Origin of the sequence: Roseovarius sp. EL26, assembly GCF_900327775.1 — a bacterium.
In the GTDB taxonomy this organism is placed as follows: Bacteria; Pseudomonadota; Alphaproteobacteria; order Rhodobacterales; family Rhodobacteraceae; genus Roseovarius.
The window spans coordinates 993,675-1,006,970 of record NZ_OUMZ01000007.1; the positions used below are offsets into that span (position 1 = coordinate 993,675).

At 53.0% G+C, this 13,296-nt stretch carries 14 protein-coding genes; 7 read left to right on the forward strand and 7 right to left on the reverse strand.

All coding sequences use genetic code 11. The features are described from left to right. The first annotated feature begins 61 nt into the window (after positions 1 to 61). Positions 62 to 295, forward strand: a complete 234-nt coding sequence (locus tag D9A02_RS12720) for a DUF1127 domain-containing protein (protein ID WP_120501315.1) — start codon at positions 62 to 64, stop codon at positions 293 to 295. A gap of 63 nt (positions 296 to 358) precedes the next feature. Here D9A02_RS12720 and D9A02_RS12725 read toward each other — a convergent pair whose 3' ends face one another. Continuing rightward, the gene (locus D9A02_RS12725; RefSeq protein ID WP_254054629.1) at positions 359 to 769 is read right to left on the reverse strand and encodes a PaaI family thioesterase; all 411 of its coding nucleotides are present in this window, start codon (positions 767 to 769) and stop codon (positions 359 to 361) included. 70 nt (positions 770 to 839) lie between these two features. On the opposite strand from D9A02_RS12725, the gene D9A02_RS12730 reads away from it, so the two are divergent. The 4 genes from D9A02_RS12730 (at position 840) to gluQRS (ending at position 4,997) form a co-directional block, all read left to right on the forward strand. After that, entirely contained in the window at positions 840 to 1,628 is a 789-nt protein-coding gene (locus D9A02_RS12730; protein WP_120501317.1) for an enoyl-CoA hydratase, read from the forward strand. Between the two features lie 511 nt (positions 1,629 to 2,139). Next, positions 2,140 to 3,504: a methylenetetrahydrofolate--tRNA-(uracil(54)-C(5))-methyltransferase (FADH(2)-oxidizing) TrmFO gene (gene trmFO, locus D9A02_RS12735; protein WP_120501318.1), complete on the forward strand. Its 1,365-nt coding sequence runs from the start codon at positions 2,140 to 2,142 to the stop codon at positions 3,502 to 3,504. Between the two features lie 12 nt (positions 3,505 to 3,516). Beyond that, complete coding sequence (locus tag D9A02_RS12740; RefSeq protein ID WP_120501319.1) at positions 3,517 to 4,131, forward strand: class I SAM-dependent methyltransferase; 615 nt, start codon at positions 3,517 to 3,519, stop codon at positions 4,129 to 4,131. After that, positions 4,128 to 4,997: a tRNA glutamyl-Q(34) synthetase GluQRS gene (gene gluQRS / locus D9A02_RS12745; RefSeq protein ID WP_120501320.1), complete on the forward strand. Its 870-nt coding sequence runs from the start codon at positions 4,128 to 4,130 to the stop codon at positions 4,995 to 4,997. The genes D9A02_RS12740 and gluQRS overlap by 4 nt, the downstream gene beginning before the upstream one ends. Positions 4,998 to 5,038: 41 nt before the next feature. Here gluQRS and hisI read toward each other — a convergent pair whose 3' ends face one another. Beyond that, entirely contained in the window at positions 5,039 to 5,419 is a 381-nt protein-coding gene (gene hisI, locus D9A02_RS12750; protein WP_120501321.1) for a phosphoribosyl-AMP cyclohydrolase, read from the reverse strand. 48 nt (positions 5,420 to 5,467) lie between these two features. On the opposite strand from hisI, the gene D9A02_RS12755 reads away from it, so the two are divergent. Continuing rightward, complete coding sequence (locus D9A02_RS12755; RefSeq protein WP_120501322.1) at positions 5,468 to 5,923, forward strand: iron-sulfur cluster assembly scaffold protein; 456 nt, start codon at positions 5,468 to 5,470, stop codon at positions 5,921 to 5,923. A 426-nt stretch (positions 5,924 to 6,349) separates the two neighbouring features. Here D9A02_RS12755 and D9A02_RS19515 read toward each other — a convergent pair whose 3' ends face one another. The 5 genes from D9A02_RS19515 to D9A02_RS12780 all read right to left on the reverse strand — a co-directional run bounded on the left by D9A02_RS19515 (position 6,350) and on the right by D9A02_RS12780 (position 12,031). Continuing rightward, positions 6,350 to 6,472 (reverse strand): hypothetical protein, encoded by a 123-nt coding sequence (locus D9A02_RS19515; protein ID WP_301951091.1) that lies wholly within the window; start codon positions 6,470 to 6,472, stop codon positions 6,350 to 6,352. A 107-nt stretch (positions 6,473 to 6,579) separates the two neighbouring features. Further along, positions 6,580 to 8,670: an ATP-dependent DNA helicase RecG gene (recG, locus tag D9A02_RS12765; RefSeq protein ID WP_120501324.1), complete on the reverse strand. Its 2,091-nt coding sequence runs from the start codon at positions 8,668 to 8,670 to the stop codon at positions 6,580 to 6,582. Then, positions 8,667 to 10,814, reverse strand: a complete 2,148-nt coding sequence (gene ligA, locus D9A02_RS12770) for an NAD-dependent DNA ligase LigA (RefSeq protein ID WP_120501325.1) — start codon at positions 10,812 to 10,814, stop codon at positions 8,667 to 8,669. The genes recG and ligA overlap by 4 nt, the downstream gene beginning before the upstream one ends. A 115-nt stretch (positions 10,815 to 10,929) precedes the next feature. Beyond that, entirely contained in the window at positions 10,930 to 11,649 is a 720-nt protein-coding gene (gene ctrA, locus D9A02_RS12775) for a response regulator transcription factor CtrA (protein WP_120501326.1), read from the reverse strand. Between the two features lie 88 nt (positions 11,650 to 11,737). Next, entirely contained in the window at positions 11,738 to 12,031 is a 294-nt protein-coding gene (locus D9A02_RS12780; protein WP_120501327.1) for a DUF1153 domain-containing protein, read from the reverse strand. 123 nt (positions 12,032 to 12,154) lie between these two features. On the opposite strand from D9A02_RS12780, the gene mnmA reads away from it, so the two are divergent. Then, positions 12,155 to 13,294: a tRNA 2-thiouridine(34) synthase MnmA gene (gene mnmA, locus D9A02_RS12785; protein WP_120501328.1), complete on the forward strand. Its 1,140-nt coding sequence runs from the start codon at positions 12,155 to 12,157 to the stop codon at positions 13,292 to 13,294. The last annotated feature ends 2 nt before the right edge of the window (positions 13,295 to 13,296 follow it).

Genomic DNA, 13,296 nt, shown 5'->3' on the forward strand with positions numbered 1-13,296 from the left:
AAGTTACGTATATCCCTACGTAACACATACATTGTACCAATACAATACAGGAGTTAGACCAATGCACGCCTCTATCCTTACAGATCACGCAGATCTTGCGCAGCTTACCGCTCGTCGCGACATGCCTGTTCTGGCTCAGGTCGCAGTGCGCGCAGCTTATCTCATTACGCTTTGGTCGCTTCGCCATAACACACGAAAACAACTGCAATGGCTCAACCCCAAGCAACTTGAAGACATCGGGATTTCTCACCGCGATGCCCTGATAGAGTGCAGTAAGCCTTTTTGGCGGCCGTGACACCCCGTAACGGCCCCTCTTCCCCTGGGCCGGAGTTCGCTCCGGCCCTTTTTTATGCGCAACTTATGTTTTGGGTGGGATCGAATAGGTCATACTCGCCCGGGCAACGGGGCGATCATCATTTCCTGAAAAGACTAACACTTCACCCACGGCCAGAACCCGACCCAATTTCAGCAACCGACATTCCGCGATCAGATCCTGACCCGCGGCAGGTTTACGCATGAAATCCATGGAGCTGCTTGTGGTCACAGCCAGCCCCTTAGGACCGAGCATGGCAAGAACCACCAAGTAAACAGAAACGTCAGCCAGAGCAAAAATCGAAGGCCCGGACACCGTACCACCGGGGCGTAAGTGGCGTTCAGTCACCGCCATGCGAGTCCGAATGCGCATCTCCCCCAGGTCCTCAATGGTGAATTCGCCACGAACCTGAGGGAATTCTTTGTCGACGAAAGAGTTCAACTCCTCAATGTTCATCAACAGCTCCATACTTCCCTCGCTACGATTTCCAACATAAAAGGGAACACATCAGATCGGAGGACACAAGATGCCAATCCTTGAACGTGTTGACAGCGGCGCCATTACCCGCCTCACCCTTAACACCCCAGAGAAGCTAAACGCATTGTCTGATGCCATGTTAGCGGCACTGCAATCTGAACTTTTATCAATAGCAGACAGCACTGATATCCGCGTTGTGATCCTTGCTGCAAACGGCAAGGCGTTTTGTGCTGGGCATGACCTCAAAGAAATGACTCACGGGCGACAGGCAGCAGATGGTGGAAAAGCCTATTTTGCAGATCTGTTTTCGCGGTGCGCCACCTTAATGACCACCATTCGCGACCTTCCACAGCCGGTTATTGCCCAGCCCCATGGCATCGCCACCGCAGCCGGATGCCAACTTGTCGCGACTTGCGATCTGGCCATCGCCGCCGAAGGGACACGCTTTGGCGTAAATGGCGTGAATATCGGATTGTTCTGCTCTACGCCCATGGTCGCGCTCAGCCGCAACATCCCGCGCAAAAAGGCATTTGAGATGCTCACCACTGGCCGCTTCATCGACACAAGTCGCGCGATAGAGCTGGGTCTGATCAACGACGCGGTGCCCTATGAAGAGCTTGAACAAGCTACAAACGAGCTCGCCATAACCATCGCCAGCAAACTCAGCACGGCGGTACGCATCGGTAAACAAGCCTTTTACCGGCAGATCGAAATGCCACTTGATGCAGCCTATGATTACACCCGGGATGTCATGGTCGAGAACATGATGGACAGTGACACAGCAGAGGGAATCAGTGCTTTTATCGAAAAACGCCCACCATCTTGGTCAGATTCGTAAACTCGATTGTTCTCAAATAAGGAACATAACGATCAATTACTTAAAATTGTATAGGTATCAGAAAGTACGTGAGTCACATATATCGGACACAAAATATAATCGATCCGATTAAGGGGACATGTTTTGTTGTATTTCCATGAATATAGGCCCCTTGTCCTCACATTGGAAACAAACTGTATCCAGTTGATCACTATATGCTTCACCGGTTATTTGATCAAACTGAAGCAGAACCGATATGACGATTAAACAGTAACAACAGTATCAGTGAAACCGGCGAAGAAATAATTAGGAACTCATATCGGTTCTACGAAAGTGTCAGTAACCAGTGTGTTGGTCATTGCATTAGTTATTAGTTTAGGACGCATGCACGGCTATTAGTGTAAACCGAGTATCAGTTTGCCATGCATGCTATTTTTCAAAGCCGGGCCTGACAGCAGTCAGCCCGGTTTTTTATACGTAGACTGCAAACCTTCCCTTTCCTAATCCGACGTCATCGCCTAAATCGCAAGGTATGAGCAAAACACTTCATATCGTCGGCGGCGGCATGGCTGGCTCCGAAGCCGCCTGGCAAGCCGCACAATCTGGCATATCTGTCATTCTTCATGAAATGCGCCCACATGTGGGCACCTTCGCCCACCAAAGCGGTGACTTTGGCGAAATGGTCTGTTCCAACTCATTCCGCTCTGACGATAGTGAACAAAACGCAGTGGGCCTGCTGCATTGGGAAATGCGGGCGGCCAATGGCCTGATCATGGAAATGGCCGACAAACACCGCCTGCCCGCAGGTGGAGCTTTGGCTGTCGATCGTGAGGCCTTTGCCGGATCAATCACAGAACGTCTGCGCAGCCATCCCAACATCACCGTGGACGAGGGAGAAATCACCGCCCTGCCCGATGATGGAAACTGGATCTTTGCCACCGGACCGCTGACATCGACCGCCCTTGGTCAGGCGATTGCTGACGTTACAGGCGCTGAATCCCTCGCCTTTTTCGACGCCATCGCACCCATCATCTACTTTGACAGCATCGACATGAGCCGCGCCTGGATGCAATCGCGCTACGACAAGGGCGAGACCGAGGAAGAACGTACCGCCTATCTCAATTGTCCGATGGACCGCGATCAATACGAAGCCTTCATTGATGCCTTGCTAGCCGCAGATAAAACCGAATTTCACGACGGTGAAACAGCGACGTACTTCGATGGCTGTCTGCCGATCGAGGTGATGGCTGAACGCGGCCGTGAAACACTGCGCTTTGGCCCAATGAAACCTGTTGGACTAACCAATGCCCATGCACCGGATGACAAGCCCTATGCCGTGGTACAGTTGCGTCGCGATAATGCATTAGGAACACTATATAACATAGTGGGTTTTCAAACTAAAATGAAATACGGCGCGCAAAACGAAGTGCTGCGTATGATCCCGGGACTGGAAGACGCCAGCTTTGCCCGTTTGGGTGGAATCCACCGCAACACCTTCCTGAACTCCCCCACCTTACTCGATAGCCAGATGCGACTACGCTCGCACCCTCATATCCGTTTTGCTGGTCAAATCACCGGGGTTGAGGGCTATGTTGAATCCGCGGCAATGGGCCTTCTGGCCGGGCGCCTTGCTTCGGCTGAATTGCTGGAGCACCCAATCTCTGATCCCCCACAAGACAGCGCCATGGGTGCACTGATCCATCACATTACAGGCGGAGCCGAGGCAAAGACATTTCAACCGATGAACGTCAATTTCGGACTGTTCCGCCCGGTAGATGGCCTCAAAGGTGGCCGTCGTGGCCGTAAAGACCGCTACAAGGCCTATACTGACCGCGCCAAGAACGCCTGGCAGGGCTGGCTGGATGAAACAGCGCTGGACCCCACACAATCGGTGTGATCTTCTGCCTGCATGACAGAAAAGTTCTTCGATAAGATTTATGGCGTCTCCTCGCCCGAGGCGACACAAGATATGTATGATAAATGGGCAGCAAGTTATGATGCAGAGGTCGCCGATAATGGTTATGCCACTCCGGCGCGTGTCGCCAAAGCACTTGCCAAACACCTGCCGGATCACTCTGCTACCATACTGGATTTTGGCTGCGGCACCGGATTGTCGGGTTTAGCGCTACGTCAAGCTGGATTTAGCCAGGTCGACGGCATGGATCCGAACACCGAAATGTTATCGCGAGCCAGTGAAAAAGACGCCTACCGCACTCTGATCCCAATCGATCTCGAAGATGAGACCCCGATCCCGCAAGACAGCTACGCAGCCATCGCCGCTATCGGCGTTATTGGCACCGGGGCGGCCCCAGCCTCTGCACTTCATACACTCCTAAAAGCCCTGCCTAAGGGTGGCCATCTGGGCCTGAGCCTAAATGATCATGCGCTGGCCGACCCCAGTTATGAACGCGCTTTGTGTGAATGGTTGGATTGTGGTGCCGCACTGCTTGTGTTCAAAAAATATGGCCCACACCTGCCTGGTCAAAACATAAAGTCCAACGTCTATATTGTTGAAAAGAAGTGACATTCAAAACCCGCTTTGCACCATCTCCCACAGGCCCTCTGCATCTGGGGCATGCCTATTCGGCGTGCCTTGCCCACGACATGGCACTGGCACAGGATGGGCAGTTTTACCTTCGTATTGATGATATCGACCAAAGCCGCAGCAAGCCACGATGGGAACAGCAGATCTATGAAGATCTCGCTTGGTTAGGCATAAGCTGGTCACAGCCCGTTCTGCGCCAATCAGAACGTTTGCCGCGTTATCGCGATACGTTGCAAATCCTCTGGGATCGCGGGCTACTGTACCCGTGTACCTGTTCGCGTGCAGATGTTCGCGCCGCAGCGTCAGCCCCGCAAGAAGGCATCGCGCTGCATGGTCCAGATGGGTTGGTTTACCCCGGCACATGCCGTCCAGAAACGCCGCATACAGGCCCGCTGCCCAATTTACCTCTAAGGCTTGATATGGCGCGCGCGATTAAGCTCCTCAACACACCGCTTGAGTTTCTAGAAACCGGCAGCACACACACGGGAGAAACCGGTCAGATCCAACCTCAAAACATGGTGAAAACCGTCGGAGATGTCGCTCTGGCACGTCCAGGCATGGGGGCTTCTTATCACCTATCAATTGTGTTGGATGACGCGGATCAAGGCATCACCCATGTCATTCGGGGCCAAGACTTGTTTGAGGCCACACAAATCCACGTCTTACTGCAACGCCTGCTAAATCTGCCAACCCCAACATATCACCATCATGGCCTGATCCGTGATGATGCAGGTAAACGTCTTGCCAAACGCGATGACGCACGTGCCATCTCAAAATATCGCAACGAGGGGGCCACAGAAAATGACATCCGCCAAAAAGTCGGGCTTTCGCTTTCACTTGATTAAAAACATCCTGTACGGACCTGCGAAAGCGAAACCACTAGATCTTACCCTTCCATAGGCGCCATCAACTCGCATTCATGCCCATCGCGTACTGCCGTATAGAAACAACTCCGCCGATTGGTGTGGCAGGCCGCTCCTACCTGCTTGATCAGCACCAGAAGGCAATCACGATCACAATCTAACCGGAAATCCACCAATTCCTGAGTATGGCCCGAGGTTTCACCCTTAATCCAGAACGCTTGCCGTGACCGGCTCCAATAAGTGACGCGGCCAGTTGCCAGCGTCTGTGCCACGGCTTCTGCATTCATCCACGCCATCATCAGCACATCTCCGGTCTCGTGATCTTGCGCAATTGCCGGGACCAGCCCTGCCTCGTTGTATTTCAGTGTCTCTGGATCAAATTTCATGTCGAAAACCTTTTGCATCTGACGCTTTGCCCACTATCTAAGAGACAGCAACACAAAGGAAAAGCCATGAGCGGCGAAACCGACCTCATCAAACTCTATTCTGCCCGCATTCTGGAGCTGGCCGCCGACATTCCGCGCCATGGCCGATTGGAATCCCCTGATGCCACAGTAAAGCGCCGCTCGCCGCTGTGCGGTTCAACAGTGACGGTTGATATCAAAGTATCCGATGGCCGCGTGTCAGGCTATGCCGCTGATGTCAAAGCCTGCGCCTTGGGTCAGGCGGCGGCCAGCATTGTTGGAGCCAATATCATCGGCTGCACACAGGATCAGGTGATTGCCGCCCGAGATGCGCTCAAATCGATGTTAAAACAGGATGGCCCAGTCCCTGATGCCCCCTTTGATGGGCTCGAGGTTCTTTTGCCTGCGCGTGACTATAAAAATCGCCACGAGTCGATTTTGCTAACCCTCAACGCCTCAGTCGAGGCCATGGCTGAGATCAGCGCCGCCAGCAGCTGCGCCTGACCTGCTATGTCACCTCGTAGGGTCTGGGCATATAACTTTACTGGATGGGTTCTCTTTACCCTCTCCGCACTTGGTTTTTTATGGACAACCCTCAAAGCGGGCGATGCCATCGGTTGTGTTGCAAGTCTATTGTTCCTGATTGCCTGTTTGGTTTTCATTATACCCGTTTGGAAAATGCGCCCCCGCAAGAACCAAGACTAAGTTTGCATTCTCACCACAGATAAAAAAACCGCCGCGCACCCATAGGGCGGCGGCGGCAAGTCATGCAAATCCTGGAGATCCAAACTGTGCCTCACGCGGGAAGAGGCAAAAACCCGCTGACAGGGACAGAAGTCGGGACAAGGGACAGTCGTCTCGGAATATGTGCATCACGCTTGGGACATAAGATGCAAGCACAGCCGGGTCAGGATATTGCAGGCAGAAAACTTACGTTAATCCAGGCAAGTAAAGTGCCCCGACCAAAATGACCATCAAAGCAACAACACCAAGCGCATCGCTTAGCAGGGTTTCGCGGGACGTATGGGCAACAGTTTTGATCTGGTGAAGCATCGGTGTGGGCTCCTTTTTGATTAACAGTTGCTACTTTGTTCTCATTTTATTCACTCACTGTAAAGAACTTTTTAAGAACATTAGTGAACATTTATGGAATCATTCCATTAACCCACTGAAATCAAACGAATTGCCTGATCTTGTTCCATCAACCACAACAGAATACGTGCCGCCTGCCCGCGTTCCGTCTGAAGATCAGGATCATCATTCAGCAATTTGCGTGCATCCGATTGCCCAACCGCCATCAATGCGGATTGCCGTTCCAGGTCAGCCACACGAAATCTGGGCAAACCGGCTTGGGCCGTTCCAATCAGGTCACCGGATCCCCGCATTTCCAGATCGACCTCAGAAATTTGAAAACCATCTTCGGTCTCGCGCATGGTGGTCAGGCGACGTTCACCACCTTTGCTCATCGGGGCCTGATACATTAACAGACAGGTTGACTGCGCCACGCCCCGTCCAACCCGACCGCGCAGCTGATGCAGCTGCGCCAGACCAAAATGCTCGGCGCGCTCGATCACTATGATGCTGGCATTGGGCACATCAACGCCGACTTCAATCACCGTAGTTGCCACCAAAACGCTTGTTTCGCCGCGTTGGAATGCGGCCATAGCCACATCTTTGTCCTGGGCTGGCATCTGCCCATGTACCAAACCAACATGCCCGTCCCCAAGGGCCGCACGCAGGCGTTTGAAACGATCTTCTGCGCTAGACAAGTCCAACACTTCACTTTCCTCAACCAAAGGACAGACCCAATAGGCCTGTTGCCCCTCGGCAATGGCTTTGCGTAGGTGGTCCACCACCTCATCCATCCGGGCCATGTTCACCAATGCGGTTTTGATCGGTTTGCGCCCCGGCGGTTTTTCATCCAGCACGCTCACGTCCATATCGCCATATTGCGCCAATGCGAGCGAGCGCGGTATCGGCGTGGCCGTCATCACCAAAACATCTGCCGCCGCGCCTTTTTTGCCCAGCTCCAACCGCTGGCGCACGCCAAACCGGTGCTGTTCATCCACCACCGCCAAACGCAAATCGTTGAATTCCACATCTTTTTGGAACACCGCATGGGTGCCAACCAGAATGTCGATATCGCTATTTTTCAAGGCTGCCAATTTTTCCCGCCTCGCCACACCTTTGTCGCGGCCAGTCAGGATCTCAAGGCGCACACCTGCTGCCTCGGCCAACGGATACAAGCCTTCCATATGTTGGCGTGCCAATATTTCGGTTGGGGCCATCATCACCCCCTGCCCTCGCGCTTCAACTGCGATCAGCAACGCATTGAATGCAACCAATGTTTTTCCTGCTCCAACGTCACCTTGCAGCAAACGATTCATACGGTTTTCAAGTGCCATATCTGCCGCGATCTCAGAAATAGACCGTGTTTGTGCACCAGTCGGGGTATAGGGTAAAGCGTCCAATACCTTGGCCTGCAACACACCAGTCCCCACACTGGATCGTCCTTTGAAACGCCGCAGCTTGCTCCGGGCCAATGCCAACGTCAGCTGATGCGCCATCAGTTCGTCATAAGCCAATCGTTCACGCGCTGGGTGCGCCACTGATAGATCTTGCGCAGATTTGGGCCGGTGCGCGGTCATGATGGCATCATACCAATCTGGCCATCCAGATTGTGCCTTTTGGGCCGGATCGATCCATTCGGGCAATTCAACAATCCGGGTCAAAGCACTGGCGGCAGCCTTGGACATCATTTTTTGACTAATTCCAGCAGTCAGCGGGTAAACTGGTTCAAAATTCGGGATCTCACCGGCTTCATCGACCGGCAGAATATGATCCGGATGCACCAATTGCGCCATGCCATCAAATAGTTCGACCCTGCCTGACACTATACGCCGTGACCCTTCGGGCAGGATCTTGGCCAGGTAATCCCCGCGTGCGTGAAAAAACACCAGTTGGAACGACGTCGCAGCATCCTCGACTGTAATCCGGTAGGCCCCGCCACGGCGTGCTGGGGCACGGTGCGTACCAACCGTAACCTCGACCGTGACGACCCCAGGTAGATCCGCGCCCTGGACAGTATCCCTTTTGCGTCGGTCCAACCCAGAGTGAGGTAACGTCAGCACTAGGTCTTTCGGCTTTTCAATATCCAGCCCAGCCAGATTTTGAACAGTCTTTGGGCCCACACCCGTTAGCGTCTCTAACCCTGCAAACAACGGGAATAGAATTTCTGGGCGGCCACTCATAAGCCATCGATCAGCTGCAACCAGCCGTCTTCATCGATGGTTTCAATTCCGAGATCGGCTGCTTTTTTCGCCTTGGAACCTGCACCGGGCCCAGCAACAAGCAAGTCGGTCTTCGCGCTCACGCTGCCTGAGACCTTGGCACCAAGCGCTTCGGCCCGCGCTTTGGCCTCGGCCCTCGTCATCTTCTCCAGCGTTCCAGTGAAAACCACAATCTTTCCAGCCACTGGACTGCCATCGATATCAGGATGTTCTGCATCCTCAATGTTCAGATGTCCGGTCAGCTTATCGATGCTATCGCGTTCTGGACCCGGCGCAAAGGCCATCACTAAACTGCGCGCCATCACATCACCGACCCCATCGATGCCCAGCAAATTATCCCATTCAACCCCTTCACACGCGGCCGCCGCATCCATTGCAGTAATTAGCGCGGGCCAGCTGGTGTAATTGCGTGTGATCAGATTACTGGCTTGTTCTCCAACATGGCGTATTCCAAGTGAAAACAAAACTCTTGCAAACGGAATGTTTCTTTTTTCTTCAATTGCTTGAAACAACTTATTCGCGCTTTTCTCGCCCCAACCTTCGCGGTTTTTCAGCTGCTGTAGACCGCTACTGAACCGTTCTCCAAGCGTGAAGATATCCGAGGGCTCCTTAACCCAGCCGTCTAAATAAAATTGTTCGACCTGTTTTGCCCCCAACCCTTCGATATCAAAGGCGGCACGACCGACAAAATGTTTTAATTTTTCAACAGCCTGCGCCGGACAAATCAAGCCGCCCGTACACCGGTGCACGGCATCACCATCCTCTCGAATGGCCGGGCTGCCACATTCGGGGCATTTGTCAGGAAACACATACACGGCGCTGCCTTCAGGGCGTTTGCTCAGGTCAACATTCGCCACCTTCGGGATCACATCTCCTGCACGGTAAACCTGTACCCAGTCACCTTCACGAATGTCTTTGCCACCCCGGATCTCTTGCCCTTTGCTATCCAGCCCAGTGATATAATCTTGATTGTGCAGGGTTGCATTGCTGACCACCACGCCACCCACGGTCACAGGCTGTAGACGCGCCACCGGGCTAAGCGCCCCTGTACGTCCAACTTGGATCTCAATCGCTTCCAGATGGGTCCAGGCCAGTTCTGCCGGAAATTTATGGGCAATTGCCCAACGGGGGGTCGTGCTGCGAAAACCCAGGCGTCCCTGCAAAGACAGGTCATTCACTTTATAAACTACACCATCAATATCATAGCCAAGCGCGGCCCGCAGTTGTTCAATCTTGTCATAATGCGCCAACATGCCGGCAGGGCCATCGCAAAGCGCCGTCAACGGATTGATTTGAAAACCAAAATCATTCAAACGCTCAATCGCCCCCATCTGCGTATCAGACAATGGCGCGCTAAGCTCACCCCAGGCATAAGCAAAGAACCTCAAGGGGCGACGTCGGGTGACCGCAGAATCCAATTGCCTAAGCGAGCCCGCTGCCGCATTCCGTGGGTTTGCAAATTGCTTATCTGATCTCGCAACTTGACGCGTATTCAGGTCCGCAAAATCGGCGTGGCTCATATAGACTTCTCCGCGCACTTCCAAAACGTCAGGGGCACCATCGATCAGAAGCGGTATGTCAGGTAATTTGCGCCCCTCAGCGACACGTTCTGCAATCGTGCGGGCGTTCGTGGTGACATTTTCGCCAACCGCACCATCCCCACGGGTTGCCGCATGAATCAGTTTTCCCGCCTCATAACGCAGGCTCAGGCTCAATCCATCAATTTTTGGTTCAGCCGTATATTCCAGCGGCGCGACATCCCCTAAACCAAGATAGCGACGGATTCGTTCATCAAATTCGATAATATCGTCACCATCAAACGCATTAGACAATGACAGCATTCGCACGACATGGGTGACTTTTGCGAATCCCTCACTTGGTGCCGCGCCCACCTGTTCACTGGGGCTGTCCGGTCTTTTCAGTTTAGGAAATCGCGCCTCGATCAGGGCATTGCGTTGCTTCAGTGCGTCATATTCAGAATCACTGATGCCCGGCGCGTCCTGCCCGTGATATAATATATTAGCTTGGGCCAGTGCGCCGGCCAGCTGAGCCAGCTCTGCTTTGGCCTCGGCCTCTGTCAGGGCCTCCACCGCTTTATTATCCATCCGTAATGCCCTCTTCGATCTTTCGCCGACTTCAGCTTCAGGTCAAAGTGATAGGATGCAGCGCGGCAGAGGTCCAGCACTCACATGTTGAACCTCTACCTTTTGGAGGCAGCGATTATGCGCCAATCGCCAAGCGATGCCCTTTGTCCAGATCGACAGGTTGTGGGTCACGCAGGACATAACCTCGCCCCCAGACTGTCTCGATGTAGTTATCGCCTTCAGTGGCCTCTGTTAGTTTCTTACGCAACTTACAGATGAAAACGTCAATGATTTTTAATTCAGGTTCATCCATGCCACCATAGAGGTGATTCAAGAACATTTCCTTGGTTAATGTCGTCCCTTTGCGCAGCGACAAAAGCTCTAGCATCTGATATTCTTTTCCGGTCAGATGAACGGCTTGACCTTCGACATCGACAGTTTTGGCATCCAAGTTCACATTTATCTGCCCGGTTCTGATCACCGATTGTGAATGGCCTTTAGATCGTCGGATAATCGCGTGAATACGTGCCACCAGCTCTTCACGATGAAAAGGCTTTGTCATATAATCATCAGCCCCAAACCCGAAGCCTTTGATTTTACTATCAGTATCATCTGTTCCAGATAAAATCAGAATGGGGGTTTCGATCCGTGCCAATCGGAGCTGGCGCAGCACCTCATGGCCATTCATGTCTGGCAATCCCAGGTCCAGCAAAATCAGATCATAGTCATAAAGTTTGGCCAGATCGATGCCTTCTTCGCCCATATCCGTTGTATAGACATTTAAATTGGCATGGGTCAGCATCAGTTCGATGCTTTTTGATGTCGTAGGGTCATCTTCAACGAGCAACACGCGCATTAGGGTTCTCCGCTATAAAAAGTTCTCCGATTAAGCTTCGGTAAAAATGGTTAACTACAGATTACTATAGAAGAACAAATAGTAAATACTACCTATGGTTGTCTAGCTTTTTTTGCACGGTTTTATGCATTGTGGCTTTTAGCCCCGTTTTTCCAAACTGCTCAAAAGAGGAAACCCATTCGCAAAACTCTTCATCGCTGAGGCCATATTGCTGCACAGCATCGGATTGAGAAATCAACCCATACAAAACACCCCGCACCACGGCCAGCTTTCTGGAGGCCACCCATCGCTTGGTATTTGCTTTGGGCAAATCCGCTTGCGTAAAAACCTGCCCATCCGGCAACGTCACCGCTCGCGGACCGTCGACCTTTTTCAAAAACATCTCATTCCCCTTTCGCCGCATCCCCAACAGAATTGCCACAGCACGTTAACGACAAGTGAAACTGGCCCTTGAGAGTAGTTAGGATTTTCCTATATTCCGCAGTATCTGCGTCGGAGACCAACCATGCCCCTTGAGACACCGCTCAATTCCCTTGGCTTTGCTAAAGCCCCTGCCGACACCCGTGTCGTCGTGGCCATGTCTGGCGGCGTCGATAGCTCCGTTGTGGCTGCGCAACTGGCAGAAGAAGGCTATGATGTCATCGGTGTCACGCTGCAGCTGTATGATCACGGCGCGGCACTCGCGAAAAAAGGGGCCTGCTGCGCTGGTATCGACATCCATGATGCCCGCCGTGTGGCCGAGGACATGGGCTTCCCCCATTACGTTTTGGATTATGAGAATATCTTCAAAGACGCGGTGATTGATGAATTTGCCGACAGCTATCTTGCCGGGGCCACCCCTGTGCCTTGCATCCGATGCAATGAGCGGGTGAAATTCAAAGACCTGCTGGAAACCGCCAAAGATCTTGAAGCCGACTGTATGGCCACTGGCCACTATATCCAGCGCAAGATGGGCGCGCGGGGTCCGGAACTGCATAGCGCGACTGACGCCAACCGTGATCAAAGCTACTTCCTGTTCTCAACCACACCCGAACAGCTGGATTACCTGCGCTTTCCTCTGGGTCACTTGCCGTCCAAGGATGCAACGCGTGAACTGGCCTCGAAATACGGCCTGATGGTCGCAGACAAACCTGACAGTCAGGACATCTGTTTTGTCCCTAATGGTAATTACGCCAGCGTGATCGAGAAACTGCGCCCCGGCGCCGCCGAACCCGGTAAAATTCTACATGCAGATGGCCGGGTACTGGGCGAACATAACGGCGTGATCCATTACACCATCGGCCAACGCCGGGGCCTTGGCATTGGTGGCCTGTCAGAACCGATCTACGTGGTGAAACTGGATGTTGATCAAAAGACCGTCACCGTTGGCCCCAAAGAACTCCTCTCAACCCGGACTGTTCCGGTGCGCGAAATCAACTGGTTGGGTGATGAACCTTTTGACAGCCGAGGCGAATGGCAGGTGTCCGTCAAGGTGCGCTCAACCCGCCCCCCGCGTGAGGCGGTCATCAGGCCCTTGTCCCCAACCACAGCCGAAGTTGAACTGATCATCGCCGAAGAGGGTATCAGCCCCGGTCAGGCCTGTGTGTTTTATGAAAACGACAGCAGCCGCATTTTGGGTGGTGGATGGATCTGGCGTGGGCATTAATT

What these genes read in the sequence shown, in the direction of transcription:
- D9A02_RS12720 (WP_120501315.1), top strand. Translation starts at nt 62, where the DNA reads ATGCACGCCTCTATCCTTACAGATCACGCAGATCTTGCGCAGCTTACC.
- D9A02_RS12725 (WP_254054629.1), bottom strand. Translation starts at nt 769, where the DNA reads ATGAACATTGAGGAGTTGAACTCTTTCGTCGACAAAGAATTCCCTCAG.
- D9A02_RS12730 (WP_120501317.1), top strand. Translation starts at nt 840, where the DNA reads ATGCCAATCCTTGAACGTGTTGACAGCGGCGCCATTACCCGCCTCACC.
- trmFO (WP_120501318.1), top strand. Translation starts at nt 2,140, where the DNA reads ATGAGCAAAACACTTCATATCGTCGGCGGCGGCATGGCTGGCTCCGAA.
- D9A02_RS12740 (WP_120501319.1), top strand. Translation starts at nt 3,517, where the DNA reads ATGACAGAAAAGTTCTTCGATAAGATTTATGGCGTCTCCTCGCCCGAG.
- hisI (WP_120501321.1), bottom strand. Translation starts at nt 5,419, where the DNA reads ATGCAAAAGGTTTTCGACATGAAATTTGATCCAGAGACACTGAAATAC.
- D9A02_RS12755 (WP_120501322.1), top strand. Translation starts at nt 5,468, where the DNA reads ATGAGCGGCGAAACCGACCTCATCAAACTCTATTCTGCCCGCATTCTG.
- D9A02_RS19515 (WP_301951091.1), bottom strand. Translation starts at nt 6,472, where the DNA reads ATGCTTCACCAGATCAAAACTGTTGCCCATACGTCCCGCGAAACCCTG.
- recG (WP_120501324.1), bottom strand. Translation starts at nt 8,670, where the DNA reads ATGAGTGGCCGCCCAGAAATTCTATTCCCGTTGTTTGCAGGGTTAGAG.
- ligA (WP_120501325.1), bottom strand. Translation starts at nt 10,814, where the DNA reads ATGGATAATAAAGCGGTGGAGGCCCTGACAGAGGCCGAGGCCAAAGCA.
- ctrA (WP_120501326.1), bottom strand. Translation starts at nt 11,649, where the DNA reads ATGCGCGTGTTGCTCGTTGAAGATGACCCTACGACATCAAAAAGCATC.
- D9A02_RS12780 (WP_120501327.1), bottom strand. Translation starts at nt 12,031, where the DNA reads ATGTTTTTGAAAAAGGTCGACGGTCCGCGAGCGGTGACGTTGCCGGAT.
- mnmA (WP_120501328.1), top strand. Translation starts at nt 12,155, where the DNA reads ATGCCCCTTGAGACACCGCTCAATTCCCTTGGCTTTGCTAAAGCCCCT.